This window comes from Delftia sp. 60, assembly GCF_002754395.1.
In the GTDB taxonomy this organism is placed as follows: Bacteria; Pseudomonadota; Gammaproteobacteria; order Burkholderiales; family Burkholderiaceae_C; genus Comamonas; species Comamonas acidovorans.
This window is the reverse complement of record NZ_PEFD01000001.1, coordinates 4705358-4730892: the sequence shown is the minus strand read 5'-3', so window position 1 is coordinate 4730892 and position 25535 is coordinate 4705358. Positions and strand designations below refer to the sequence as shown.

Sequence of the window (25535 nt, the reverse complement as noted above, 5' to 3'; positions counted from 1 at the left end):
ACTTCTAGTACCCGGCCGCCAGCCCGTCGCGGCGCGGGTCGCTGGCGATCTGGTAGCCCTCCACGGCGGGATCGCCCATGCGCCAGATGAACTGGCCGGCGCCGAAGTCCTGGTAGGGGTCGTGGATGACCTCCACCTGGTGGCCCAGCGCCTGCAGACCGGCGATGGTGGCCGGCTCCATGCCGCCTTCCACGTTGATGGCCAGGCCTTCGTTGACGCGCCAGCGCGGCGCATCGCAGGCCGCCTGGGGCGACTGGCGGTAGTCCAGCATGCGCACCACAGTCTGCATGTGGCCCTGGGGCTGCATGTTGCCGCCCATGACGCCGAAGCTCATCACGGGCTGGCCGTCGCGGGTCAGGAAGGCCGGAATGATGGTGTGGAAGGGGCGCTTGCCCGGGCCCACCAGGTTGGCGCGGTTGGGGTGCTGGGGGTCGGTGCCGAAGCCGTGGCCGCGGTTTTGCAGGCTGATGCCGAAGGTCGGCTCCACCACGCCCGAGCCAAAGCCCGAGAAGTTGCTCTGGATGAAGCTGACCATCATGCCGTTCTCGTCGGCTGCCGTCAGGTAGATGGTGCCGCCGCGCACGGGGTTGCCGGCCTTGAAGTCCTGCGCACGGCGCGGATCGATGAGCCTGGCGCGCGAGGCCAGGTAGGCGTCGTCGAGCATCTGTGCGGGCGTCACCTCCATGTCCGCGTCAGCCACGTAGCGGTAGATGTCGGCAAAGGCCAGCTTCATGGCCTCGATCTGCAGATGCTGGGAGGCCACGCCATCCACGGGCAGGCTGGCCAGGTCGAAGTTGGACAGAATGCCCAGCGCGATCTGCGCGGCAATGCCTTGCCCGCCCGGCGGGATCTCGTGCAGCGTGTGGCCGCGGTAGTCCTTGGCCAGCGGCTGCACCCATTGCACCTCGTGCGCGGCCATGTCGGCCATGCCCAGGCAGCCGCCGTGCTGCTGCACGAACGAGGTCACGGCCCGGGCAATCTCGCCTTCATAGAAGGCCTTGCCGCGCGTGGCACCAATGGCGCGCAGGGCGCGCGCTGCGGCGGGAAAGCGGAACAGCTCGCCCACTTCCGGCGCGCGGCCCCGGGGCAGGAAGCTTTCCCTGAACCCCGGCTGCGATTGCAGCTCGGGCGCGCCTGCGGCCCATTTCTGCTGGACCACGGGCGGCACCAGGTAGCCGCGCTCGGCGATCTCGGCGGCCGGCTCCATCAGTGCGTCAAAGGGCAGCTTGCCGAAGCGCTCGTGCAGGGCCACCCAGGCGCTGACGGCGCCCGGCACGGTGATGGAGTCCACGCCCCGGCGCGGCGGCTTGTCCTGGCGGCCATAGCGCTGGTGGAAGTATTCGGGCGCCCAGCCCTGCGGTGCGCGGCCGCTGGCGTTGAGTCCGTGCAGTTCCTTGCCATCCCAGAGGATGCAGAAGGCGTCCGAGCCCAGGCCGTTGCTCACCGGCTCGACGATGGTCATGGCCGCCGCCGCCGCAATGGCCGCGTCCACCGCATTGCCGCCTGCCCACAGCATGCGCAGGCCGGCCTGCGCCGCCAGCGGATGGGAGGTGGACACGGCATTGCGCGCGAACACGGGCACCCGCCTGGAGTCGTAGGGATTGCCGGGAGTGAAGGGAGAGGAAGAGGCGTGCATGAAAGAACCTGCCTCAGTCGGCGGTGATGCCCATGGTCTTCACGTCGCGGCTCCAGCGTGTCAGCTCGCGGTCGATCTGCTGCTTGAAGGACTTGGGGTCGCTGGTCTCGGGGTCCAGGCCCTGGGCCTCGAACTGGGCCTGCACTTCGGGGCGCTCCATGATCTTGCGCACTTCCTGGGCCAGCCGCTCGACGATGGCCGGGTCCGTGCCGCCCGTGGTGAACAGGCCGTACCAGGACGTGAAGGCATAGCCGGGCAGACCGGCCTCGGCGACGGTGGGCACGTTGGGCAGGTTCTTGACGCGCTGCTTCGTGGTCACGGCCAGGATGCGGGTCTGGCCGGTCTTGGCCGAGGTGATGGCGGGCGGAATACCCGAGAAAATGGCCTGCACCTGGCCGCCCGACACATCGGTGATGGCCGGGCCGTTGCCGCGGTAGGGCACGTGAACCAGGTTCACGCCGGCCTGCTGCGCGAACAGCGCGCCGGCCAGGTGCAGCGTGGAGCCGTTGCCCGACGATGCGTAGTTGATGCTGCCCGGTGCCTTGCGCGCTGCCTCGATCATTTCCTGCACCGTCTTGTAGGGCAGGGCGGCGTTCACCAGCAGCGCGTTGCCGGACTCGGCCACCAGGGTGATGGGCTCCAGGTCCTTGCGCGGGTCGAACGACAGCTTCTTGGCCAGCACGGGCGCCACGGTGTTGCTGCCGATGGAGCCCAGCAGCAGCGTGTAGCCGTTCTTGGGCGCCTTGGCCACCACTTCGCTGGCGATCAGGCCGCCTGCGCCGCCGCGGTTCTCCACCACCACGCTCTGGCCCAGGCGCTGCTGCAGCTCCTTGGCCAGGATGCGGGCCACGATGTCGTTGGCGCCGCCGGCGGCAAAGCCCACCATGATCTTCAGCGGCTGCGAGGGCCAGGCATCGGCGGCGGGCGCGGCCCAGCCGGGCGTGGCGCAGGTCAACAGGGCGGCGCAGCAGACGAGCAGGCGGCGGGACACGGGTGCAGGCATGGAGATCTCCAGAAATCCGGGAAGTGGGAGGGTGCGATCAGGACGATCGGCTATCGGTTGCCAGCGATTTTGATGATAGAAACTGTTTGGTGAAAGCTGGAATTTCTTACGAATCTTGAAAGTAAAACTTTTATGCCAAGCCTGCGCATTCTTCGCACTTTTCTGGCCGTGGCGGCCGAGGGCTCCTTCACCGCCGCCGGACAGCGCGTGGCGCTGACCCAGGTGGCCGTGGGGCTGCAGATGCGCACGCTGGAAAACGACCTCAAGCGCAAGCTCTTCGCGCGCCAGGGCAAGCTGGTCACGCTCAATGAGCAGGGCCGGGCGCTGGTGCCCATAGCCACCCAGCTGGTGGCGCTGTACGAGCAGGCCAAGCACGGCACGCGGGCCGACGCACCGCTGGCCGGCACCGTGCAGTTCGGCTCCATCGTCTCGGCGCTGAGCCAGCTGGTGCGCGCCACGCTGGAGCTCAAGCGCCACCATCCGGCGGTGGACCTGCATGTGGTCTCGGGCAAGTCCAACCGGCTGATCGCCCAGGTGGAGAACCATGAGCTGGATGCGGCCGTGGTGGTCTACAACCCGGCCATCAAGCGCCCCTCGCTGGTCTGGACACCGCTGTACGCCGAGCCCATGGTGCTGCTGGCGCCGCGCGCCGCCCGGCCCGCGGCGCCCGCCGACATGGTGGAGCGCTATCCCTTCATCCGCTTCGACCGCACCGAGCACACGGGCGAGCTGGTGGAACGCACGCTGCGCCGCCTGCGCGCCAAGCCCCAGGAGTTCCTGGAGCTCAACTCCATCGAGACCATCGTGGAGCTGGTGCGCGACGGCATGGGCGTGGCCATGCTGCCCAATCTGGCGCGGCATGGCTGGGAGGGCGACCCGCGCTTGCGCGTGCTGCCCATTGCCCAGACCGCCGAGAGCCGGCAGATCGCCCTGGTGCAGCTGCGCACGGCGGCGCGCGCCGAGATCATCACCGCCGTGGGCCAGCAGTTCGTGGCGGCGCTGGCGGTGCCGGCCTGAGCGCGGCGCTGTGGGTGTTGCGCCGATCCGCGTGTCTTAAGTTGCGTATTGCGCGAGCCCGTGGCCCATGGACCAGTTCTCCTTGTCCACCTCGACCAGGTTGACGAACACGTCCTCGGGCCGCAGGCCGGGGCTCTCGACCAGCAGCTCGGCGATGCGGCTAAACAGCGCCTTCTTCTGCTCCAGGCTGCGGGTGTTGCTGACCGTGAGCTGCACCAGCACCAGATCGTCGCTGCGCGCCACGCCCAGATAGGAGGCGCCGTAGCGGAAGTTGTCGCCGTCATGCTCGGTGATGGTCATGAACTGGTCGTCCTCCGGCACGTTGAAGGTCTCGCGCATGGCGCGGTAGAGGCTGTCGCAGATGGCCTGGCGGTAGGCGGGGGACTTGCCGGCGCGCATGTTGATCCGGGTCATGGGCATGGTGTGGCTCCGTTGCTTTGCGTTGTGGGAGCCTCGAAGGTAGGCGGTGCCAGCTATTTTGAAAAGCCATGATTGCTGATATCAGTAATAATGGATTGCAATGATTCAACGACCCCTTGACCTGGATGCCGTGCAGAGCTTCGTGCACATCGCGGAGCTGGGCAGCTTCACGCGCGCGGCCGAAGCCATGCAGACCACGCAGGCCGCCGTCAGCCTCAAGCTCAAGCGGCTGGAGCAGCGGCTGGGCTGCCGGCTGGTCGAGCGCACGCCGCGCCACGTGCAGCTGTCGGCGCTGGGTGCCGACTTCCTGCCCCATGCGCGCGAACTGCTGCAGGCCCATGAGCGCGCACTGGCGCTGGCCGTCAGCACGCGCCAGCGGCTGACCATCGGTATCAGCGACCATGTGGCCGGGCCGGAGCTGCCGGCCCTGATTGCCCGCATGAATGCGCAGGACCCGCAGCTGCTGATCGACATCCGCATCGTATCGTCCGGCCCGCTGCTGCAGGGGTTTGACCGGCGCGAGTACGACACGGTGATCGTTCGCACGCATGCCGGGCGTGACGACGGCGAGCTGCTGGCCGAGGAGCCCTTCGGCTGGTTTGCTGCGCCCGGCTGGCAGCACCGCGCGGGCGAGCCCCTGCCGCTGGCCACGCTGGCCGAACCCTGCGGCGTGCGCGCCATGGCCGGGCAACTGCTGGATTCGGCGCGCATGCCGTGGACCGAGGTGTTCGTGGGCGGCGGCGTGGCCGCTGTCTCGGCCGCCGTCATGGCGGGGCTGGGCGTGGCCGCGCTGGCGCCGCGCATGCTGGCCCTGGGCGCCGTGGACGTGGGCCCGCGCCTGGGCCTGCCCACGCTGCCGCGCCTGCCCGTGCTGCTGCACACCCGCGTGCGCGAAGGCCGGCCGCGCGCGGCGCTGGATGCGCTGGGCGCCGCCTTCAAGTCCGCCGTGCGTGGCTAGCAGCCAACAATCGGCCCGGCATGGCGCGCAGCCGCTTGTGCCTGCGGGGCAACGGGCGATAGACTCGCACCCCTCCCATCCACCCTCACCCTTTCGAGGTGCACCATGCCCCGCCGCACAGCTTCCTGCTGAACGACTTCGTCACACGCTGATCCTGGCCTTGCCACGGATGTCTTTTGCGTGTGCGCTGCGGTGCGTGGCCTTTTGAGGGCTTGCGGCTGACCGTCCGGTTTGCGGACGGCGCCGACAGTCCTGCCATCTTCCCCTTCGACAGCCTGCCGGCCCGGCCACCACGGGCCAGGCCGCGCTGTCGCTGCATCCCCTGCATTGCGGCGCCTGGCGTCGTCGTCGGCTTTTCCCGCTCCACGGCATGTCGCCGTGGGGTGCTGCATCGTTTTCGGAAAGCACGACATGACCCCATCCATTGCCCAAGGCGCTCACTTTCTTTCGAGCGTCGAGATCCTCAAATACCCCCGCACGCCGCACCTGCGCGGCTCGCGCCTGCAGTCCGGTGACCAGGACGACGCCGTGCCCTATGAGCGGCTGGCCGGCCGGCACATCGTCGTCGAGGAAAAACTCGACGGCGCCAACGCCGCGCTGAGCTTTGCCGGCGACGGCCAGTTGCTGCTGCAGTCGCGCGGCCACTACCTGGACAGCGAGCGGCCCGGCGGGCGCGAGCGCCAGTTCAACCTCTTCAAGCAATGGGCCCAGGCCCATGAGGGCGCGCTGCTGTCCCTGCTGGACGACCGCTACCAGGTGTTTGGCGAGTGGATGTACGCCAAGCACTCGCTGTTCTACGACGCGCTGCCGCACTGGTTCTGCGAGTTCGACATCTGGGACCGCTCGGCGCAGTGCTTCCTGGACACACCGCGCCGCCATGCCCTGCTGGCCGGCGTGCCCGTGGTCTCGGTGCCCGTGCTCTACAGCGGGGCGGCGCCCCGGCGCATGCAGGACCTGCTGGCGCTGCTGGCCCCCTCGCTGGGCCGCAGCGCGCGCTGGCGCCAGGCCTTCGAGCAGGTGGTGGCCCGCCAGAAGCTGGACCTGCCGCTGTGCTGGCGGCAGACCGACGGCTCCGAGCTGGCCGAAGGCCTCTACCTCAAGGTGGAGGAGGGCGGCCAGACCGTGGCGCGCTACAAGTTCGTGCGGCCGGACTTCGTGCAGGTCATCCTCGACTCGGGTTCGCACCACAGCGAACGGCCCATCGTCCCCAACGGGCTGCGCGAAGGCGCAGACATCTTTGCGGCCGATATTTCAAAAAGCTGGTGAGGCCTGCAGCGCAGACCCATCGCAAGGAGATTTCCATGACGAACTGGAAACAGATCCAGTCCCTGGTGCCGCAGCCCGGCGCCGACCCCGACTTCGTGGCCTGCCTGGCCGCCTTCCCCCAGCTGGAGCAGGCCAAAACCACGCCGCAGGACCCCGTCTATCACGCCGAAGGCGATGTCTGGACACACACGCAGATGGTGGTGCGCGAACTGCTGGCCGACCCCGGCCATGCGGCGCTCACCGCCACCGAGCGCGAGACGGTCTTCCTGGCCGCGCTGCTGCACGACGTGGCCAAGTGCTCGACCACCGTGGTGGGCGAGGACGGCCGCATCGGCCAGCCCGGCCACTCGCGCCGGGGTGCGCTGGATGCGCGGCTCATGCTCTGGGAAGCCGGCGCGCCCGTGGACCAGCGCGAGGCCATCTGCCGCCTCATTGCCGTGCACCAGGTGCCGTTCTTCGCCTTTGCCGACTCGCGCCGCGGCCTCTCGCCCGAGTTCATCGTGCGCGAGCTGTCCTGGCAGGTGGACCTGCACCTGCTCACCCTGCTGGCGCGCGCCGACATGCGCGGGCGCATCTGCCCGGACATTGCGTCCGTGCTGGTCAACATCGAACTGGTGCGCGAGTTCGCGCTGGAGGAGGGCTGCCTGCGCACGCCACGCCGCTTTGCCTCGGCCGAGACGGCGGTGCGCTACTTCCGGGGCGCGCAGCTGCATCCCGACTATGCGCTGCACGAGCAGACCGGCTCGCGCGCCATCGTCATGTGCGGCCTGCCGGCCAGCGGCAAGAACACCTGGGTGGCCGCCCACCATGGCGACCTGCCCGTGGTCTCTTTCGACGATGCGCGTACGGAGTTGGGCCTGCGCCACGGCCAGAACGAGGGCGCCGCTGCCCACCACGCCGTGGACAAGGCCAAGGCCCTGCTGCGCGCGGGCCAGCCCTTCGTCTGGAATGCCACCCACCTGTCGCGCCAGATGCGCGGCAAGACCGTGGACCTGTGCCTGGCCTACGGCGCCCGCGTGGAGCTCGTGCACCTGGAAGCCAGCCGCCCAACCCTGCTGGCCCGCAACCGCGCGCGCGACACCACGCTGACCAACGCGGCCCTGCTCAGCCTGCTGCAGCGCTGGGATGTGCCTTTGCCTACCGAGGCGCATGCGCTGTCGTTGGTGGTCAATGAGGGGTAGGTCGGGGGTGGGGGTAGGCCCCGCCTTTCGCTCAATCCCTTCGGATTCCGCGCTCCTTCACCAGCCGGCCCCACTTGGCGGCTTCGCTGTCGATGAAGGCGGCGAACTCCTGGCTGCTGCCGCCGCCGAACTCGTTGCCCTGGGAGACGATGCGTTCCCGGACTTCCGGATGGTCCATGGCCTTGGCGAACGCCTTGTTGAGCCGGGCCACGATCTCGGGCGGCGTGCCTTTGGGCGCCACATAGCCCATCCAGTTGGAGACGGTGACCTGGGGGAAGCCGGACTCGGCGAAGGTGGGCACGTCAGGGAGCATGGCCAGGCGCTGTGCCGAGGTCACACCCAGCGCGCGGATCTTGCGCGCCTGTATGGAGGGCGCGGCCGCACCGGTCTGCTCGAACATCAGGTCCACCTGTCCCGACAGCAGGGCGGTGGCGGCGGGGCCACCGCCCTTGAAGGGCACGCCGACCATGTCCAGGCCTGCCGCCGCCTCGAAAAGCTCGGCCGAGAGATGGTGCGCACCACCCGGCCCTGCATTGGCGATGTTCAGCTGCCCCGGCCTGTCCTTGGCGGCCGTCACCACATCGGCCACGCTGCGATAGGGCTTGTCGGCGGGCGTGACCAGCACCAGCGGGCTTTTCTCCAGCAGGATGATAGGGACAAAGGTCTTGGGATCGAAGTTGAGCTTGGGATAGATCCAGGGATTGACGGCCAGCGGCCCGAAGCTGCCCATGGCGATGGTGTAGCCGTCGGCTGCGGCGCGGCCCACGAACTCCATTCCGATGTTGCCGCTGGCGCCGGGCTTGTTGTCCACGATCACGGGCTGGCCCAGTATCTGCGCCAGCTGCCTGGCCACGAGCCGGGTCTTGACGTCGGTGTTTCCGCCGGCCGCGAAGGGCACGACGATGGTGACGGCGCGGACCGGGTAGCCGTCGGGGGCGGTCTGGGACCGGGCCGTGGCCGAAACCAGGACCAGGATGGCGGCGGCCGTGGCGGCCAGAGCGGGATGAAGCTGCATGTCGTCTCCTGTGGTTTTCTGAAGGGAAAGGCAAATGCCGGGAAAGGGCACGCGCCCTCACTCGGCCACGATGCGGGCCGAGGTCACGATGGCGGCGTACCTGGCGGTCTCGGCGGCGATGAAGTCCCTGAACTGCTGCTGCGACATGGGAGCGGGCTCGCCGCCCAGTTCGCGTAGGCGCTGCGCCAGCTCGGGATCCTTGAGCGCATTGACCACCGCCGCATGCAGCCGCGCCTGGACGGCCGGCGGTGTGGAGGCGGGCGCGAAGAGGCCGAACCAGTTGTCCAGGTCGTAGGAGGCCAGGCCCGTGGACTCGGCAATGGCGGCAATGCCGGGGGCGAAGCTGGCGCGCTGCGCTGAAGTCACCGCCAGCGCCTTGACACGGCCGCTCCTGATGAAGGGCGCGGCCCCCGCGTAGCTGACGAAGGCCAGTTCGACCACGCCCGAGGACACGTCCACCAGCTGGTTGGCCGCGCCCCGGTAGGGCACGTGGTTCAGCCGGATGCCGGCCAGCGACTGCAGCAGCTCGCCATTGAGGTGCTGGGGATTGCCCACGCCGCTGGTGGCGTAGCCGAGCTTGCCGGGGCTGGCCTTGGCCAGGCGCACCAGTTCATCGATGTTGCTGGCCGGCAGGCCGGGCGAGGCCACCAGCACGTTGGGCACGCGCGTGACCAGGGTCAGGGGGGCCAGGTCGCGGGACGACTGATAGGGCATGCGGCCCTGGTGCACCAGCGGGGCGATGGCGGTTTCGCCGGCCGAGCCCAGCAGCAGCGTGTGGCCGTCGCCCGCCGCGCGTGCCACGGCGCCTGCGCCCAGCATGCCGCTGGCGCCGGGCCTGTTGTCCACCACCACCGGCTGCTTGAGCGTCACGCGCAGCCGCTCGGCCAGCAGCCGGGCCATGGCGTCGACGCCGCCGCCTGCCGTGAAGGGAACCACGAGAGTGATGCTGCGCTGCGGCGCGTCCTGGGCCGCAGCGGGCAGGCTGCCGATGAGGCCGATGAGGCCGGCGAGCAGCGCGGTGCCCAGGCTGCGCAGCAAGCTGCGGCGGGAGGGAGCGTACATGTCAAAACTCCTTGGCGGCCTTTTGGCCGGGGTTTCAGGGAAAGCGAGATGAGGCGTTTGATTGCATTTTAGAAATTCAATATGCAAAATATCAGCTATGGAAAACACCGAGAACCCCTTTTCCCGCGTCCTTGAACTGGACGGAGTCCGCTACCACGCCGCCGATGTGCCGGGCGTGCTGGGCGAGTGCCTGCCGCGCCTGCCCGTGGTGCTCAGGTTGTTGCTGGAGAACGTGCTGCGCCACATGGAGGGGCAGGAAAGGGACGCTGCCGTGGCTGCCCTGCGGGCCTGGCTGGAACATGGCAGCAGCGAGGCCGAGATCGCCTTCCAGCCGGGCCGCGTGCTCATGCACGACACCACCAGCACGCCGGCGCTGGTCGACATCGCGGCCATGCGCGACGCGCTGCACGAAGAGGGCGTGGATCCGGCCGTGCTCAATCCGGTGCTGCCCGTCGATGTGTCGGTGGACCACTCGCTGGCCGTGGAGGCCTATGCAGTGCCGGGCGCCGCCCAGGCCAACCTGGAGCACGAGATACGGCGCAATGCCGAGCGCTACCGCTTCCTGCGCTGGGCTTCCAGGGCCCTGGCCCATGTGACCATCCACCCGCCCGGCACGGGGATCATGCACACCATCAACCTGGAGCAGCTGGCCACCGTGGTGGCTACCGAGGAGCGGGGCGGCAGGCTCTGGGCCGTGCCCGACATGATGCTGGGCACGGACAGCCACACACCCATGGTCAACGGCATCGGCGTGCTGGGCTGGGGCGTTGGCGGGCTGGAGGCGCAGACCGTGATGTTCGGCATGCCCACCATGCTGCGCATCCCCGACGTCATCGGCGTGCGGCTGACCGGCGCGCTGCGCCCCGGCGTGCAGGCCAGCGACCTGGCCCTGGTCGCCACCCAGCGGCTGCGCGCCCTGGGCGTGGCCGGCGAGTTCGTCGAGTACTTCGGCCCCGGCGTGTCCACGCTGACGGCGGGCCAGCGCAGCGTGGTGGCCAACATGGCGCCCGAGTACGGCGCCACCACGGGCTACTTCGCGGTCGATGGCCAGACGCTTGACTACCTGCGCGCCACGGGCCGCAGCCCACAGCGCGTCGCCCTGGTCGAGGCCTATATGCGTGCCCAGGGCCTGTGGTTCGATCCGCAGGCCCGGCCGCGCTACACACGCCAGATCGAGATCGACCTGGACACCGTGGGCTGGCACATTGCCGGTCCGCGCCGCCCGCAGGACCTGCTCGACTATGGCGACAGCGCCCGCGCGCTGCAGGCCGTGGGCTTTGTTGCGTCCGGCGCGCAGACCGGGCTGCCGCGCCATGCCGTGGCGCTGGCCGCCATCACCAGCTGCACCAATACCTCGGATCCCGCGCTGCTGGTCGCCGCCGGGCTGGTGGCGCGCAAGGCGCGGGCGCTGGGGCTGAAGGTCCCCGCATGGGTCAAAACCTCAATGGCACCGGGCTCGCCGGCGGCTGCCTCCTATCTGGCGCGCGCCGGGCTGCTGCAGGACCTGGAGGCCGTGGGCTTCGGCATCGTGGGCTACGGCTGCACCACCTGCATCGGCAACCCCGGCCCGCTGACGGAGCCGGTGCGCCAGGCCCAGCGCGCCGGCCAGGCCAAGGCCGTGGCCATTTTGTCGGGCAACCGGAATTTTCCGGGCCGCGTGCATCCGGACATCGAGCTGAGCTTCATCATGTCGCCGTCCCTGGTCATCGCCTTCGGCCTGGCCGGCGACGCGGCCCGCAACCTGCGCCTCGAGCCCGTGCAGCAACTGGCCGATGGCCGGCCCGTGTTCCTGGCCGACCTCATGCCCACCCGCGAGGAAGTCCAGGCGGCGCTGGCGCTGGGCCTGCACCCGCAGGACTTCGGCCGCGACTTCGCGCGGGCCACGCTCAACCCGGCCTGGCATGCGCTGAAGGCGCCCGAGGGGCCGTTGTTTCCCTGGGACGCGCGGTCCACCGCGCTGCGCCGCCCGCCCTTTGCCGCGCTGTCCGAGGGCAGCCAGCTGGGCCGCTACCAGGCCCACCCGCTGCTGGTGGTGGGCGACGACATCACCACGGACCATATCTCGCCGGCCAGCGCCATCCCGCCCGACAGCCTAGTGGCCGATTTCCTGGTGGAGCGCGGCGACGACCGGGGTGATCTCAACGTCTTCGCGTCGCGGCGCGGCAACTGGGAGGTGATGGTGCGGGCGGCCTTTCACAGCAAGACGCTGAAGAACCTGCTGGCGCCCGGTGCCCCCGTGGCCCATGGCCTGCATGCGCCATCGGGCGAGATCGCGCCGCTGTGGGACATCGCGCAGTGCTACCGCAAGGCGGGCCAGTCCGTGGTGCTGGTGGCCGGCGAGCGCTACGGCACGGGCTCCTCGCGCGACTGGGCCGCCAAGGGCCAGCGCCTGCTGGGCATACGTGCCGTGCTGGCCCTGAGCTTCGAGCGCATCCACCGCTCCAACCTCATCGGCATGGGCATCGTGCCGCTGCGCTTGCCTGCGGGCATGGGGCCGCAGGAACTGGCGCTGCAGCCGGGCGACCGTATCGAGATCGATGCACCGTCCGACGCCCTGGCGCCGCGCTGCGCCGTGCCCGTGCGCATACTGCGCGGCGATGGCAGCGTGCAGGCGCTGCAGGCCACGGCCGCCGTGGAGACGCAGCTGGAGGCCGGGCTGCTGCGCAGCGGCGGCGTGATTCCTTCCATCCTGCGGCAGGCGGCCGGGCGCTGATGTGGCATGGCATGACAATGGGGGCATGAAGACCTCCACCCAGCTGTGCTCGCAAATCCTGGCACTGGCCCGTTCCGAACAATGGGACAGCGGAACCCACCTGGCCGCCCAGGGCCTGGCCGACCGGCTGCGCGTCTCCCGCCAGCCCGTCAACGAGGCCTTGCAGCAGCTGGAAGAGCAGGGCGTGGTGCGGCGCGAGCGCAACCGGGGGTTTTTCCTGGCCCTGCCGCATGACGGGATTCCGGACGAACTGCTGGCCGAGGCGGCGGCCGGCGACCAGGACCTGACCGAAGCCATCTACTTTCGCATCGCCGAGGACCGGCTGCGCGCCAGCCTGCCCGAATCCGTCACCGAGGCCGCGCTGCGCACGCGCTACGGCCTGAGCAAGGCCCAGCTGGCGGCCGTGCTCAACCGCATCTCGCAGGAGGGCTGGATCGAGCGCAAGCCCGGCTACGGCTGGACCTTTGCGGCCATGCTGACCACGCCCGACAGCCTGCTGCAGTCCTACCGTCTGCGTATGGCGCTGGAGCCGGCCGCGCTGCTGGAGCCCGGCTACCGGCTGGACCGCGCCGTGCTGCAACGCTGCCGCGCGGCCGAAATCCACTTGCTCGAAGGCGGCATCGCCACCGACCCGGCCGACCGCATCCACGACCGGGGGGTGAACTTCCACGAGTCCCTGGTCGAGGCCTCGGGCAACGTGTTCTTCATCGACACCATCCGCCGCGTCAACCGCGTGCGGCGCCTGCTGTCCTACCGCTCCATGCAGGACCGGGCGCGCTACCGCGAGCACTGCGAGCAGCATCTGAACATCCTGGAACTGCTGGGGCGCGAGCGCAACGAAGAAGCCTCCCTCGCCATGCGCGAGCACCTTGCGAGCACCTTGCGCAACCTGGCCAGCATCAGCGATCTCCTCGGTCCCGGCGCAGCGTCCCCGGAACCTTCGCGTACCCCTTCGCGTACCTCTTCCACGCCCCGGCGGGCATCCCGTTGACCCTTGAAGCGAGCCATCCATGAACCTTTCCTCCCAGCTGCTGTCCACCCTCGCGCCGCTTGGCCGCATCCGCGCCTCCATCAACACCGGCAATCCCATCCTTGCGCGGCTGCAGGCCGATGGCCAGCCCGCAGGCGTGTCCATCGACCTGGCCCGGCGCCTTGCGCAGCAGCTGGGGCTGGAGCTGGAACTGGTGGTCTTCGATACGGCCGCCAAGTCGGTGGATGCCGTCACGCGCGAGGAGGCCGACTTCGGCTTCTTTGCCGTGGACCCCGTGCGTGGCGCGGGCATCGGCTTTACCGCGCCCTATGTGCTGATCGAGGGCAGCTACCTGGTGCGCCAGGATTCGCCGCTGACCGACAACGCCCAGGTGGACCGGGCCGGGCACACCGTGGTGGTCGGCAAGGGCAGCGCCTATGACCTGTACCTGAGCCGCGAGCTGCAGCATGCGCAGATAGAGCGCGCCGTGTCCTCGCCCGCCGTGGTGCAGACCTTTGTGGAATCGACGGCCGACGTGGCCGCAGGCGTCAAGCAGCAATTGGAGGCCGATGCCGCACGCCTGCCCGGCCTGCGCCTGCTGCCGGGCCGCTTCATGGTGATCCAGCAGGCCATGGGCCTGCCCAAGGGGCGGGGCGATGAGGCCCTGCGCGTGCTGGCGGCCTTTGTGGAGGAGGCCAAGGCTTGCGGCTTTGTGGCCGAGGCGCTGCAGCGCCATGGCATTCAGGGCGCGGCCGTCGCACCGCTGGCGGGTGCATCGGCATGAGCACCTGTGCGTCGCGCCCCCTGTACGCCTACGTGGGTTCGCGCACCACGCGCGAGCGCGACGCACGTGGCGAGGGCATCACCGTCTATCGCGTGGACGAAGCCACGGGCGGCCTGCAGCATCTGCAGACCGTGGACGGGCTTGCCAACCCCTCGTTTCTGGCGCTCGATGCAGCCGGCACCCGGCTCTACACCGTGCATGGCGATGGCCATGAGGTCAGCGTCTTCGCACGCGATACCGCAACGGGCCGCCTGGCGTTGCTGCAGACCCGGGACTGCGGCGGGCGCAACCCGGTGCACCTGGCCATCGCCCCGGGCGGACGGCAGCTGGTGGTCTCCGACCATCTGGGCGAGCCGGCTGCCAGCGACGGCCACCGGGGGTATGGCGGGCCAGGCGGTACGCTGGCCGTGATGTCGATCGCACCGGACGGGCGCCTGGGCTCCGTGCAGCAGCGGCTTGCGCTACCGGGCCAACCCGGGCCGCATCGCAAGGAGCAGCCGTTTGCCAAGCCGCACTTCAACCCCTTCTCGCCGGACGGGCGCTTCGTGCTGGTGCCTGACAAGGGGCAGGACCGGATCTTCATCTTCGCCTTCGAGCACGGGCGGCTGGTGCCTGCGCCCCAGCCCTGGCTGGACTGCCGCGAAGGCTCGGGCCCGCGGCATATCGCCTTCCATCCTGCGCTGGCCTGCGCCTATGTGGTCAACGAACTGGACAACACTGTGCTCACCTGCCGCTTCGATGCGGCCACGGGGGCGCTGCAGGGCTTGCAGATCCTGTCCACCCTGCCGGAGGGCTTTGTGGGCAACAGCCGGGCGGCAGGCATCGAGGTCTTGCGCGACGGCCGGCAGGTGCTGGTGTCCAATCGCGGCGCTGACGGCATTGCGGTCTTCGATGTCGATCCTTTGACGGGGCTGCTGCACGCCAGTGGCGGCTTCGCCTCGGGCGGGCGCACGCCGCGCTTTTTCACGTCCTCGCCCGATGGGCGCCTGCTCTATGTGCTCAACGAGGACAGCGACAGCATCGTCTGCCATGCCCGGGATGACGCCTGGCGCCCGCTGGCCAGCACCCACTGCGCCAGCCCGGTGTGCATGGTGTTCGCGCGGTAGCCGTCCACGCTGCCCTCCGGGGCAGGATCAGGCGCCGCGCAGCACCAGCAGGTCGATGCTGGCCGGCACGCCCAGGCGCACGGCAAAGCCGGCCCACAGGCCTGCGCCGGCGCTGACGAAGAGCTTCATGGCGCCGACCTCGTACTCGCCGCGCACGAAGCCGTCATTGGCGGGCGCCACCAGCCATTGGTCCATGCCCAGGATCAGGCCGCCGTGCGTATGGCCCGACAGCTGCAGGCCCACGCCGTGGGCCGCATTGTCACGGGCGGTCTTGGGCTGGTGGGCCAGCAGCAGGTGGTATTGCGCACCGGCCTCTTTGGCCTGGCGGGCCACGGTGTCGATGTCGGGCGGCACGCCTTCGGCCACGGAGGGGTCGGTGTTCTGGCGCGACAGGCGGCCATAGGCCGGATCGCCGATGCCCGACAGCGCCAGGCGCGCGCCCTGCACATCGATCAGCTGCATGCGGTTTTCCAGCAGGTTCAGGCCCAGGCGGCGGAATTCGGCCATCCAGGCGTCGTAGCCGCTGTAGTACTCATGGTTGCCGGGCGCCGCCCACACGCCGTAGCGTGCCTTGAGCTGCGCCAGCGGCGCGACGTTGGCGCGGCCGCTGTCCACGTCGCCGTCCACCATGTCGCCGGGCAGCACGATGAGGTCGGGCCGCGCCTCCAGCGTGCGGTCCACGATGGTCTGCACATAGCGCGCGTCGTTGATGGGGCTGGCGTGGATGTCGGCCAGCACGGCCACGCGCAGGCCTTCCAGGCCGGTGGGCAGGCCGGGCAGGCGCAGTGTGCGTTCGTGCACCTCGGGCGGGCGCAGCGCATTGGCCACGCCCCAGGCCGACAGCAGGCCCGCCAGGGCCAGTGCGCCGGCCGTGAGCAGCGGCGCGTGCAGGCGCTGCTTCCAGTCCTCGCGCCGGGCCACGGCGGCCAGCGCCCAGAGGCCGTCGCGGAGCACGATGAAGACGGCCAGCATCAGCAGCATGGCCAGCACCCAGCCGCCCGGCACCTGCAGATAGGCCAGCGTGCGGTACTCGACCGTGCCCTCGCGCAGCAGCACCAGCAGCAGGGCGGGCGTGCAGCCCAGGGCCGCCGTGGCGACGGCCGCCATCAGGCGTGCGCGGCGCGGCATCAGGCGGACGGGCCACCACAGCCACAGGGCCAATAGCGGGATGACGAGGGCGGCAAGAGAAACCATGGGGAGCAGATCGAAGAAGGCGGGTGAGGCGGCCAGCGCCGGGAGCGGGCGGCAAGGCGAGCGCCGATTGTGCGCAATGCCTTGCATGCCGCTGGCCTGACTTGGCGAAGGCCCTGGCATGCGGGGGTTTTCATGCGGGCGGCACAGGGCAGGCGTATGGAAATCTGCAGCCGCGTGGCGCCGCCGGCATGGCGCGGGGATAATCCAGCCCCTTATGCCTTTGAAGATCAGCTTCCCTGAATCCCTGCCCGTATCCGCCCGCCGTGAGGAAATCATGGAGGCCATGGACCGGCACCAGGTCATCATCGTGTGCGGCGAGACGGGCTCGGGCAAGACCACGCAGCTGCCCAAGATCGCGCTGGCGCTGGGCCGGGGCAAGGTCAACGCCACGCCCGACGACAAGGGCCAGGTGCGCGGCCACCTGATCGGCCACACGCAGCCGCGCCGCATTGCCGCCAGCTCGGTGGCCAAGCGCATTGCCGAGGAGCTGAACACGCCGCTGGGCGATGTGGTGGGCTACAAGGTGCGTTTCCAGGACCGGCTGTCCAAGGACGCCTCGGTCAAGCTGATGACGGACGGCATCCTGCTGGCCGAGACGCAGACCGACCCGCTGCTCAAGGCCTACGACACCCTCATCATCGACGAGGCCCACGAGCGCAGCCTCAACATCGACTTCCTGCTGGGCTACATCAAGCAGATCCTGCCCCGGCGCCCCGACCTCAAGGTGGTGGTGACATCGGCCACCATCGATGCCGACCGGTTCTCCAGGCATTTCGAAGGCCCCAAGGGGCCTGCGCCGGTGATCATGGTCTCGGGCCGCACCTACCCCGTGGAAATGCGCTGGCGCCCCTTCGAGGAAAAGCGCGACCACGACCTCAACGACGCCATCGCCGAAGGCGTGGACGAGCTGTGGTCCGGCGGTGTCAGCGGCGACATCCTGGTGTTCCTGCCCGGCGAGCGCGAGATCCGCGAGGCCGCCGACCACCTGCGCAAGCACCTGGCACAGCAGCCCGTGCTGCGCCATGCCGAGGTGCTGCCGCTGTTCTCGCGCCTGTCGCAGGCCGAGCAGGACCGCATCTTCGACAGCCACACGGGCCGGCGCATCGTGCTGGCCACCAACGTGGCCGAGACCTCGCTGACCGTGCCCGGCATCCGCTATGTGATCGATGCGGGCACGGCGCGCGTCAAGCGCTATTCCTTCCGCAGCAAGGTCGAGCAGTTGCTGGTCGAGCCCATCAGCCAGGCAGCGGCCAACCAGCGCGCGGGCCGTTGCGGCCGCGTGGCCAACGGCATCTGCATCCGCCTGTACGACGAGGCCGACTTCGGCACGCGCGCGCGCTTCACCGACCCTGAAATCCTGCGCTCCTCGCTGGCCGGCGTCATCCTGCGCATGAAGTCGCTGGGCCTGGGCGACGTGGTGAATTTCCCCTTCCTTGAATCGCCCTCGGGCCGGGCCATTGCCGACGGCTACCAGCTGCTGGGCGAGCTGGGCGCCGTGGACGAGCGCGGCGAGCTGCTGCCCATGGGCCGCGAGCTGTCGCGCCTGCCGCTGGACCCGCGCGTGGGCCGCATGATTTTGGAGGCGCGCACGCGCGGCGCCGTGGCCGAGGTGCTGGTCATCGCCTCCGCCCTGTCCGTGCAGGACGTGCGCGACCGGCCGCTGGAGGCCCAGCAGCAGGCCGACCAGCAGCACGCCAAGTTCGACGACGAGAAAAGCGAATTCAGCGGCTACCTGCGCCTGTGGAAATGGCTGCAGGATGCGCGCGGCGGCAAGGTGGTGGCCAAGAGCCGCAAGGAAATGGCCGGCGCCCAGGCACCGGCCGCCAAGCCATCGGCGCGCAATGCCGCCTTCCTGCCCGTGGCCCAGCGCAGCGGCGGGCAGAGCGTGGCCGCCCCGGCGGCCGAGGCGCTGGCGGCCTTCCATCCGCAGGACACCGGTCCCGGCACGGATGACGAGCCCTCGCACAAGCTCAGCAACCGCCAGTGGGAGCAACTGCTGCGCCAGAACTTCATCAACATCCGCCGCGTGCGCGAATGGCGCGACATCCACTCGCAGCTGCTGACCGTGGTCAACGAGCACAAGTGGAAGATCAACACCGAGCCTGCGGGTTACGACGCCGTGCACCTGTCCATGCTGTCCGGCCTGCTGGGCAACCTGGGCTACAAGGGCGATGAAAGCGACGCCTACCTGGGCGCGCGCGGCATCCGCTTCTACCCGCACCCGGGCGCCCACCTGTCCAAGAAACCCGGGCGCTGGATCGTTGCGGCCGAGCTGGTGGAAACCTCGCGCCTGTACGGCCGGGGCATCGCCGCCATCGATCCGCAGTGGCTGGAGGAAGTCGGCGCCCACCTGCTCAAGAAGCAGCTGCTCGATCCGCACTGGTCCAAGAACCAGGCCGACGTGGTGGCGCTGGAGCGCGCCACGCTCTACGGCCTGGTGGTCTACAACGGCCGGCGCATGAGCTATGGCCGCATCGATCCGCAGTCCGCGCGCGAGATCTTCATCCGCCAGGCCCTGGTGGAGGGGCAGTGGGATACGCGCTGGCACTTCCTGCCCGCCAACCTCAAGCTGGTGCGCAAGGTCGAGGAGCTGGAGCACAAGAGCCGCCGCCAGGACGTGCTGGTCGATGACGAGCTGATCTACGCCTTCTACGACCAGCAGATCCCCAAGGACGTGTTCAGCGGCGCCACCTTCGACCATTGGTTCCGCGAGGCGGCCAAGGAAAACGCCGACCTGCTGCGCCTGTCGCGCGACGAGCTGATGCGTCACGAGGCGGCCGGCATCACCACCCAGGCCTTTCCCAAGGTCGTCAAGCTCGGCGGCGTGGACTGCACGGCCAGCTACCTGCACAGCCCCGGCGACGCGCGCGACGGCATCACCGTCACCGTGCCGCTGTTCGTGCTCAACCAGGTCAGCGACGAGCGCGTGGAATGGCTGGTGCCCGGCATGCTCAAGGACAAGCTCCAGGCCCTGCTCAAGAGCCTGCCGCAGCGCCCGCGCAGCCGCTTCGTGCCCCTGCCCGAAAGCGCCCAGCGCCTGGCCGAACTCTTCACCACGCCCGAGCGTTGGGGCCAGGGATCGCTCATCGATGCCCTGCTCAAGCAGGTGCGCGACGAGACCTCGCTGGACGTCAAGCGCGCCGACTTCAAGCTGGACATGCTCAGCCCGCACCTGTTCATGAACTTCCGCATCACGGACGAGCATGGACGCCAGCTGGGCCAGGGCCGCAACCTGGGCGCGCTCAAGGCCGAACTCGGCGCCAAGGCGCGCGGCGCCTTCCAGGCGCTGGCCGCGTTGAAGGTGGCTTCGGTCACCGAGGCCCCTGCTGCACCCGCTGCCACCGCGCCCGAAGCCGGCAGGAAGCCTGCGCCCGCTGCCAAGGCGGAAAAGCCCGACCAGGCCACGCCTGCCAGGAATGCCAAGCCCAGCCAGCCCGCCGACAGCCGCTACAAGGAATGGAGCTTTGGCGAGCTGCCCGAGCTGATGGAGATCGGCCGGGGCGGGCAGACGCTGATCGGCTTCCCTGCGCTCATCGACCATGGCGATGCCGTCGGCATCGAGGTCTTCGACGAGCCCGAGGTTGCGGCCGCACGCCACCGCGTGGGCCTGCGCCGCCTGTTCGCGCTGCAGATCCGCGACGCGCTCAAGTACCTGGAAAAGAACATTCCAGACCTGCAGAAGATGGCCGTTGCCTACATGCCGCTGGGCACGCAGGAGGAACTGCGCGAGCAGATCATCGACGTGGCCATAGACCGCGCCTTCCTGCAGGAGCCGCTGCCCACCAACGACGCGCAGTTCAAGCAGCGCGTGCAGGACGGACGCGGCCGGCTGACGCTGATCGCCAACGAGGTGGCGCGCATGGCCTCCACCATCCTGGTCGAGTACGCGGCGGCGCAACGCAAGATCAAGGACACCAAGAACGCGCCTGACGCCACGGCGGACGCCGCCCAGCAACTGCAGCGCCTGGTGCCCAAGAACTTCATCGCGGCCGCGCCCTGGACCCAGTTGCAGCACTATGCGCGCTACCTCAAGGCCATCACCAGCCGGCTGGACAAGTACCGCGCCGACCCTGCGCGCGACGCCAGCCGCCTGACCGAGCTGCGCCCGCTGGAGCAGCGCTACTGGCGCTTGGTGGCCGAGCGCAAGGGCCACATCGATGCGCGCATGCAGGAGTACCGCTGGATGCTGGAGGAGCTGCGCGTGAGCTTCTTCGCCCAGGAGCTGCGCACGCCGTACCCGGTCAGCATCAAGCGGCTGGACAAGGTCTGGCAGCAGCTGCAGAACTAGCGCCGTGCCGGCCTGCGGCCCTTTCTTGAGCGGGAGGGCCGCAGGCCATGTTTCAATGCGGCATCGCCACCTTCCCGGCACGCGGCGGGTTGGAGCGATGCAAGGCCCAAGGCCGTATGCGCCATCACAGAGATGGGGCATTTTTCAAAGCATGGGTGATCTGTGCAGAACCTGCACAGATGCTGGCCGCTCCATGGCGTTGCTGCGGACCCTGTGCGTTTCTAGACTGCAGGCATCAACCACTTCCCGTTTTCAGGAGCACTGCATGTCCCTCGCAGAACAGGCCAGCCAGGCCACCCAATCCACCAGCCATCCCACCCTCCGCGCCCTGTCAGGCGCGCCGGGACGCAGCCAGTTGCCACGGGGTGCCACGGCGCTGCTGGTCATCGACTTCCAGAACGAGTACTTCAGCGGCCGCCTGCCCATCCCGCGCGGCCCGCAGGTCCTGGAGCAGGCCCGGCGCCTGCTGCAATGGGCCGATGCCGGGCAGGTTGCCGTGTTCCACATCCAGCACATTGCCCCTGAAGGTGCGCCCGTGTTCGCCATCAATGGCAGCGCCGTCCAGTTCCACCCCGGCCTGCAGCCGCGCGCGGGCGACACCGTGGTGCAAAAGCGCAGCGTCAGCGCCTTCGTCGGCACCGACCTGGCCGACCAGCTGCGTTCGCGTGGCATCACCACCGTGGTCATCTGCGGCCTCATGACCCACGCCTGCGTGGCCGGCGCCGCACGCGATGCCGCGCCGCTGGGCTTCGAGGTCGTCGTGGCCAGCGATGCCGTGGCCACACGTGCCATCACGCGCAGCAACGGCGAATCCGTGGACGCCGACAGCCTGCACCGTGCCGCGCTGGCCGAGATCGAGGATGTGTTCGGCGATGTGCTGTCCACGGACGGCATCCTGGAGCTGGCGCTGCGCTGAGCGGGCTGGGCGGCATCAGCGGTCCATGCTCCACAATCCCCGCCAAAGGAGTGCATGAGCAATGGACAGATGGCAAGCCATGCGGGTGTTCTGCGGCGTGGTGGACGCGCAGGGTTTCACGGCGGCCCAGGATCGGCTGGGCATGACGCATTCCACGGCGTCGCGCCATGTCAAATGGCTGGAGTCGGAGCTGGGCACGCAACTGCTGCAGCGCAATTCGCGCGGGCTGAGCCTGACCGATGCGGGGCGCAGCTACTACCAGAGCTGTGTGCAGTTGCTGGAGCAGCTCGATGCGGCCGAGGCCGCGCTGGCGCAGCGTCGTGCGCGCGTGGCGGGTGTGTTGCGCATCACGCTGCCGCTGGCCGTGGGCGCCATCGAGCTGGGCGACTGGCTGCCCGATTTCGAGCAGCAATTCCCCGAGCTGGAGCTGCAGCTGCTGTGCACCGACCGGCTGGTGGACCTGGTGGCCGAGGGCGTGGATGCGGCCGTGCGCATCAGCCGGCAATTGCCGGACAGCGGGCTGCAGGCGCGGCTGCTCACGCATTCGCCGCTGGTGCTGGTGGCGTCGCCCGCCTACCTGATGCGCCAGGGCGTGGTGCAGGCGCCCGAGCAATTGGCCGAGCACCGCGCCCTGGCCTTTGCGGCGGGCCCGGCCCCATTGCGCTGGAGCGTGGTGTCCGGGCAGGGCGCCGTGACCGAGGTGCAGCCGCACACGGCGCTGCGCACCGATTCGGTGGCCACCATCTTCGAGGCTGCACGCGCAGGCCGGGGCATTGCGGCGCTGACCTGGCATACCGTGCGCTCGGCCGTGGAGCGCGGCCAGCTGGTGCGGGTGCTGCCCTGTTTTCATCTGGGGCAGTACAGCTACCACGCGCTGTATCCGCGCACGCGGCATCTGCGCCCGGCCGTGCGCGCGTTTGTGGATTTCATGGCGCGGCGCTATCGGCAAGGGCCAGGCGGCTGAGCATGGTCTTCTGGAGCCGGCCACTGGATGCGCAGGAGCAGGCCTTTGTGCGCACGCATTTCGGCGCCTCGCTCGATGCGCTGCTGCCGCGCCTGCGCCTGTACCAGCGGCGCCTGGGCGATACGCGCAGGGCGTTGTCCATGAATGGCGGGCGCATCTTCATGCCGCGCGCCTTCTTCACGCAGTCCGATCCGCGCCAGCCGCTGCGCCTGTCGCATCCGCAGATCGCAGGCATCTTTGCCCATGAGCTGCTGCACCAGTGGCAGCGCCTGCAGGGCATGCCTGTCACGCGGCAGGCCGCCTGGCTGCAGTTCAAGGCGCTGTGCACGCGCAGCGATCCGTATGCCTATGAGAGCTGCGATGATCCCCGGCGCATGCTGCAGCGCTTTGTCCATGCCCAGGTGGAGCAGCAAGGCCAGATGTGGGAGGACCATGTGCGCGCCTGCGTGGCGGGGCAGGGCGATGCGGCGGGCGCCCTGATCGCGGCCCACGTGCGGGGCGCGTGAGTCAGCTGGCCTGGATGCTCAGTGCTTCGATCAGGTCATGGGCCGACACATCGCGCGCCGCGCCAAAGCCCGCCACGTGCCGGGCGATGGATGGCGTGATGCAGACAAAGCGGAAGTCGCCCAGATCAGTCATGAACGCGGCTTCGGGGAAGCGCAGCACATAGCTGTCGCGCGCGCCATCGGCCAGCACGCTGCCGGGCGGCGGTGTGCTGGCCACGCCTTCAATGGCCACGCGCTCCAGTGCATGCACGCCCTCGCCGTCCACTTCGGCCGCGCACACCAGCAGGCTGACGGCCGGGTGCAACTCCATGGCCCGCGTGTGCGCTGCCAGTGCGCTGACGTGCAGCACAAAGCAGCCAAACTGCGCATTCCAGGCCCAGGGCACCATGGACAGCCGGGGAGCGGGCAGTGCATCGCCAGCCCCGGGGGCAGGGGAGCCGGCGGGCTGGGTGGCCAGGGCCGCGCTGCGGTGGCGGGCCAGCAGATCGCGCAGCGACAGCTGCAGGCGGGACAGGTGGGGCATGTCGGGCGTGGAGGGCATGGCGCCATCGTACCTGTGGCGTACCTGTGGCGTGCCCGTGGCGTGCCCGTGGCCGGCTTGCGAAAGCACAAGGCGAGTTGCGGTGGCATCGGTATGCCATGGGCGCTCAAGCGTCACTTTGGCGACGATCTCCTGGGGCCTTCCCCAATGCCGGGAAGCGGGTGTGGGCCTAGCCTCGCTGGCAAGGCGGATTGCCGCCGTCCCTTCCACTCACCGACACTTCAAAGCCCATCCACCCATGCCCTCCCAGCCCGCGCACCACGCTTTCTGGCCCAGCCGCCTGCCCCATTCCATCACCGTGCCCGCCACCAGCGTCTGGGACAACCTGGCCGTCAATGCGCGACGCTACCCGGACAAGGCAGCCATCCGCTACTTCGGCAGCTCCATCAGCTACCGCGAGCTGTGCGAGGGCACGGAGCGCATGGCGGCCTACCTGCACAGCCTGGGCGTGCAGCGCGGCGACCGCGTGATCCTGCTGATGCAGAACACGCCGCAGCTCATCCTGGCGCACTACGCCATCTTCCGCGCCAATGCGGTGGTGGTGCCGGTCAATCCCATGAACATGGCCGAGGAGCTCAGGCACTACATCACCGACGCCGACGCCAAGGTCGCCATCACCACGGCCGACCTGGCCCCCGAACTGGCCAAGGCCAGCAATGCGCTGGCTCCTGGCCAGCGGCTGGAGCACCTGGTCGTCACCCAGTTCACGGACGCCTTCGATGCCGGGGTGCAGGGCGACGACGCCCCGCCCGTGCAGTGGCACGACTGGCTGCTCACCCGGCGTGAGCCGGCCGTGCTCGATGGCGGCAGCGTCCACACCTGGCAGCAGGCCCTGGCCTGTACCGACGCCGCGCCGCCCCATGTGGTGGGCCGCGACGACATGGCCGTGCTGCCCTACACCAGCGGCACCACGGGCCACCCCAAGGGCTGCATGCACCCGCACCGCTCCATCAACCACAACGCCGTGGCGGGCAGCTACTGGGGCAGCGGCACCAGCGAGACCGTGGTCCTGGCCGTCGTGCCCATGTTCCACATCACGGGCATGGTCTCGGTGCTGCACACGGCCATCTTCGTGGGCGCCACCCTGGTCGTCATGCCGCGCTGGGACCGCGAGCTGGCGGGGCGGCTGATCTCTCGCTACCAGGTCACCAGCTGGACCAACATCCCCACCATGGTCATCGACCTGCTGGGCAGCCCCAACTTTGCGCAGTTCGACCTCACCAGCCTCAAGTACATCGGCGGCGGCGGTGCGGCCATGCCACAGGCCGTGGCCCAGCGCCTGCTGGAGCAATACGGCCTGCGCTTCAGCGAGGGCTATGGCCTGACCGAGACGGCCGCGCCCACGCACAGCAACCCGTTCGAGCATCCCAAGCAGCAATGCCTGGGCATTCCCTTCATGAGCACCGAGGCGCGTGTCATCGACCCCGAAACCGGCGCCGATGTCCCACAGGGCGAGCAGGGCGAAATCGTCGTCCACGGCCCCGAGGTCTTCGACGGCTACTGGAAGCGGCCCGACGCCACGGCCCAGGTCTTCATGGAGATCGATGGCAAGCGGTTCTTTCGCACCGGCGACCTGGGCCACGTGGACGAGGACGGCTACTACTTCATCACCGACCGCCTCAAGCGCATGATCAACGCCAGCGGCTTCAAGGTCTGGCCGGCCGAGGTCGAATCGCTGATGTTCCGCCACCCCGCCATCCAGGAAGCCTGCGTGATCTCCACGCGCGACGCCTACCGCGGCGAGTCGGTGAAGGCGGTCGTCGTGCTGCGTGCCGGCAAGGAAGACACCACGGCCGAGGACATCATCCAGTGGTGCCGCGAGAACATGGCCGTCTACAAGGCGCCCAAGATCGTGCAGTTCGTCAAGGCCCTGCCCAAGAGCGGCAGCGGCAAGGTGATGTGGCGGCAGCTGCAGGAGGCGGAGGCCGGCTGACCGGCCCTCAGGGCCTCAAAGCCTGAAGCCCTTGCCCTCGGCGCGTTCCTGACGCGGCCGCC

General features: G+C 69.4%; 20 protein-coding genes. 13 read left to right on the top strand and 7 right to left on the bottom strand.

All coding sequences use genetic code 11. From position 1 onward, the window contains the following. Nucleotides 1-4: 4 nt before the first annotated feature. Entirely contained in the window at nt 5-1636 is a 1632-nt protein-coding gene (locus CLV01_RS21415) for a gamma-glutamyltransferase family protein (protein WP_043822809.1), read from the bottom strand. Between the two features lie 13 nt (nt 1637-1649). Further along, nucleotides 1650-2639 (bottom strand): Bug family tripartite tricarboxylate transporter substrate binding protein, encoded by a 990-nt coding sequence (locus CLV01_RS21410; protein ID WP_013801719.1) that lies wholly within the window; start codon nt 2637-2639, stop codon nt 1650-1652. Between the two features lie 132 nt (nt 2640-2771). Between CLV01_RS21410 and CLV01_RS21405 the strand changes: the two genes are divergently transcribed. Continuing rightward, entirely contained in the window at nt 2772-3656 is an 885-nt protein-coding gene (locus tag CLV01_RS21405) for a LysR family transcriptional regulator (protein ID WP_043822811.1), read from the top strand. 36 nt (nt 3657-3692) lie between these two features. Here CLV01_RS21405 and CLV01_RS21400 read toward each other — a convergent pair whose 3' ends face one another. Next, nucleotides 3693-4076: a tautomerase family protein gene (locus CLV01_RS21400; RefSeq protein WP_034395446.1), complete on the bottom strand. Its 384-nt coding sequence runs from the start codon at nt 4074-4076 to the stop codon at nt 3693-3695. A gap of 100 nt (nt 4077-4176) precedes the next feature. Between CLV01_RS21400 and CLV01_RS21395 the strand changes: the two genes are divergently transcribed. The 3 genes from CLV01_RS21395 to CLV01_RS21385 all read left to right on the top strand — a co-directional run bounded on the left by CLV01_RS21395 (nt 4177) and on the right by CLV01_RS21385 (nt 7481). Further along, complete coding sequence (locus CLV01_RS21395) at nt 4177-5034, top strand: LysR family transcriptional regulator (protein WP_099733248.1); 858 nt, start codon at nt 4177-4179, stop codon at nt 5032-5034. A 411-nt stretch (nt 5035-5445) separates the two neighbouring features. Then, nucleotides 5446-6300: an RNA ligase family protein gene (locus tag CLV01_RS21390; protein WP_065345099.1), complete on the top strand. Its 855-nt coding sequence runs from the start codon at nt 5446-5448 to the stop codon at nt 6298-6300. Nucleotides 6301-6335: 35 nt separating this feature from the next. After that, nucleotides 6336-7481, top strand: coding sequence for an AAA family ATPase (locus tag CLV01_RS21385; RefSeq protein ID WP_099733249.1), 1146 nt, complete (start codon nt 6336-6338; stop codon nt 7479-7481). 31 nt (nt 7482-7512) lie between these two features. On the opposite strand, the gene CLV01_RS21380 is transcribed toward CLV01_RS21385, so the two are convergent. Together CLV01_RS21380 and CLV01_RS21375 are read right to left on the bottom strand one after the other, a co-directional pair. After that, entirely contained in the window at nt 7513-8496 is a 984-nt protein-coding gene (locus tag CLV01_RS21380) for a Bug family tripartite tricarboxylate transporter substrate binding protein (RefSeq protein WP_099733250.1), read from the bottom strand. A 57-nt stretch (nt 8497-8553) separates the two neighbouring features. After that, nucleotides 8554-9558, bottom strand: coding sequence for a Bug family tripartite tricarboxylate transporter substrate binding protein (locus CLV01_RS21375; RefSeq protein WP_180288440.1), 1005 nt, complete (start codon nt 9556-9558; stop codon nt 8554-8556). A gap of 97 nt (nt 9559-9655) precedes the next feature. On the opposite strand from CLV01_RS21375, the gene CLV01_RS21370 reads away from it, so the two are divergent. From CLV01_RS21370 to CLV01_RS21355, 4 genes are read left to right on the top strand one after another with little or no spacing between them, the layout of a single operon-like run. Beyond that, complete coding sequence (locus CLV01_RS21370) at nt 9656-12271, top strand: aconitate hydratase AcnA (protein WP_099733251.1); 2616 nt, start codon at nt 9656-9658, stop codon at nt 12269-12271. Nucleotides 12272-12296: 25 nt separating this feature from the next. Further along, nucleotides 12297-13262, top strand: a complete 966-nt coding sequence (locus CLV01_RS21365; protein ID WP_099733252.1) for a GntR family transcriptional regulator — start codon at nt 12297-12299, stop codon at nt 13260-13262. A gap of 19 nt (nt 13263-13281) precedes the next feature. Next, nucleotides 13282-14025, top strand: coding sequence for an ABC transporter substrate-binding protein (locus CLV01_RS21360; RefSeq protein WP_099733253.1), 744 nt, complete (start codon nt 13282-13284; stop codon nt 14023-14025). Next, on the top strand, nt 14022-15131 hold the full coding sequence (locus CLV01_RS21355) for a lactonase family protein (RefSeq protein WP_099733254.1): 1110 nt from the start codon (nt 14022-14024) through the stop codon (nt 15129-15131). Before CLV01_RS21360 ends, CLV01_RS21355 begins: the two co-directional genes overlap by 4 nt. A 27-nt stretch (nt 15132-15158) precedes the next feature. Here the strand turns inward: CLV01_RS21355 and CLV01_RS21350 are convergent, their stop codons facing one another. After that, nucleotides 15159-16325 (bottom strand): metallophosphoesterase, encoded by a 1167-nt coding sequence (locus CLV01_RS21350; RefSeq protein WP_180288439.1) that lies wholly within the window; start codon nt 16323-16325, stop codon nt 15159-15161. A 214-nt stretch (nt 16326-16539) separates the two neighbouring features. On the opposite strand from CLV01_RS21350, the gene hrpA reads away from it, so the two are divergent. The 4 genes from hrpA to CLV01_RS21330 all read left to right on the top strand — a co-directional run bounded on the left by hrpA (nt 16540) and on the right by CLV01_RS21330 (nt 22999). After that, nucleotides 16540-20613, top strand: a complete 4074-nt coding sequence (hrpA, locus tag CLV01_RS21345; protein ID WP_099733256.1) for an ATP-dependent RNA helicase HrpA — start codon at nt 16540-16542, stop codon at nt 20611-20613. A 265-nt stretch (nt 20614-20878) separates the two neighbouring features. After that, the gene (locus CLV01_RS21340; RefSeq protein ID WP_099733257.1) at nt 20879-21529 is read left to right on the top strand and encodes a cysteine hydrolase family protein; all 651 of its coding nucleotides are present in this window, start codon (nt 20879-20881) and stop codon (nt 21527-21529) included. 61 nt (nt 21530-21590) lie between these two features. After that, nucleotides 21591-22493 (top strand): LysR family transcriptional regulator, encoded by a 903-nt coding sequence (locus CLV01_RS21335; protein ID WP_099733258.1) that lies wholly within the window; start codon nt 21591-21593, stop codon nt 22491-22493. 2 nt (nt 22494-22495) lie between these two features. After that, a complete protein-coding gene (locus CLV01_RS21330) occupies nt 22496-22999 on the top strand; it encodes a hypothetical protein (protein WP_099733259.1) in 504 nt (167 codons plus the stop codon). 1 nt (nt 23000) lies between these two features. Here the strand turns inward: CLV01_RS21330 and CLV01_RS21325 are convergent, their stop codons facing one another. After that, nucleotides 23001-23540 (bottom strand): pyridoxamine 5'-phosphate oxidase family protein, encoded by a 540-nt coding sequence (locus tag CLV01_RS21325; RefSeq protein WP_099733260.1) that lies wholly within the window; start codon nt 23538-23540, stop codon nt 23001-23003. A 238-nt stretch (nt 23541-23778) separates the two neighbouring features. Between CLV01_RS21325 and CLV01_RS21320 the strand changes: the two genes are divergently transcribed. Then, complete coding sequence (locus CLV01_RS21320; protein ID WP_063325719.1) at nt 23779-25473, top strand: long-chain fatty acid--CoA ligase; 1695 nt, start codon at nt 23779-23781, stop codon at nt 25471-25473. Nucleotides 25474-25535 lie beyond the last annotated feature (62 nt).

Bases quoted from the DNA above. Each gene is read 5' to 3' on its own strand.
- CLV01_RS21415 (WP_043822809.1), bottom strand. From the start codon at position 1,636: ATGCACGCCTCTTCCTCTCCCTTCACTCCCGGCAATCCCTACGACTCC.
- CLV01_RS21375 (WP_180288440.1), bottom strand. From the start codon at position 9,558: ATGTACGCTCCCTCCCGCCGCAGCTTGCTGCGCAGCCTGGGCACCGCG.
- CLV01_RS21405 (WP_043822811.1), top strand. From the start codon at position 2,772: ATGCCAAGCCTGCGCATTCTTCGCACTTTTCTGGCCGTGGCGGCCGAG.
- CLV01_RS21325 (WP_099733260.1), bottom strand. From the start codon at position 23,540: ATGCCCTCCACGCCCGACATGCCCCACCTGTCCCGCCTGCAGCTGTCG.
- CLV01_RS21395 (WP_099733248.1), top strand. From the start codon at position 4,177: ATGATTCAACGACCCCTTGACCTGGATGCCGTGCAGAGCTTCGTGCAC.
- CLV01_RS21335 (WP_099733258.1), top strand. From the start codon at position 21,591: ATGGACAGATGGCAAGCCATGCGGGTGTTCTGCGGCGTGGTGGACGCG.
- CLV01_RS21365 (WP_099733252.1), top strand. From the start codon at position 12,297: ATGAAGACCTCCACCCAGCTGTGCTCGCAAATCCTGGCACTGGCCCGT.
- CLV01_RS21400 (WP_034395446.1), bottom strand. From the start codon at position 4,076: ATGCCCATGACCCGGATCAACATGCGCGCCGGCAAGTCCCCCGCCTAC.
- CLV01_RS21410 (WP_013801719.1), bottom strand. From the start codon at position 2,639: ATGCCTGCACCCGTGTCCCGCCGCCTGCTCGTCTGCTGCGCCGCCCTG.
- CLV01_RS21380 (WP_099733250.1), bottom strand. From the start codon at position 8,496: ATGCAGCTTCATCCCGCTCTGGCCGCCACGGCCGCCGCCATCCTGGTC.
- CLV01_RS21370 (WP_099733251.1), top strand. From the start codon at position 9,656: ATGGAAAACACCGAGAACCCCTTTTCCCGCGTCCTTGAACTGGACGGA.
- CLV01_RS21360 (WP_099733253.1), top strand. From the start codon at position 13,282: ATGAACCTTTCCTCCCAGCTGCTGTCCACCCTCGCGCCGCTTGGCCGC.
- hrpA (WP_099733256.1), top strand. From the start codon at position 16,540: ATGCCTTTGAAGATCAGCTTCCCTGAATCCCTGCCCGTATCCGCCCGC.
- CLV01_RS21350 (WP_180288439.1), bottom strand. From the start codon at position 16,325: ATGGTTTCTCTTGCCGCCCTCGTCATCCCGCTATTGGCCCTGTGGCTG.
- CLV01_RS21320 (WP_063325719.1), top strand. From the start codon at position 23,779: ATGCCCTCCCAGCCCGCGCACCACGCTTTCTGGCCCAGCCGCCTGCCC.
- CLV01_RS21385 (WP_099733249.1), top strand. From the start codon at position 6,336: ATGACGAACTGGAAACAGATCCAGTCCCTGGTGCCGCAGCCCGGCGCC.
- CLV01_RS21355 (WP_099733254.1), top strand. From the start codon at position 14,022: ATGAGCACCTGTGCGTCGCGCCCCCTGTACGCCTACGTGGGTTCGCGC.
- CLV01_RS21390 (WP_065345099.1), top strand. From the start codon at position 5,446: ATGACCCCATCCATTGCCCAAGGCGCTCACTTTCTTTCGAGCGTCGAG.
- CLV01_RS21340 (WP_099733257.1), top strand. From the start codon at position 20,879: ATGTCCCTCGCAGAACAGGCCAGCCAGGCCACCCAATCCACCAGCCAT.
- CLV01_RS21330 (WP_099733259.1), top strand. From the start codon at position 22,496: ATGGTCTTCTGGAGCCGGCCACTGGATGCGCAGGAGCAGGCCTTTGTG.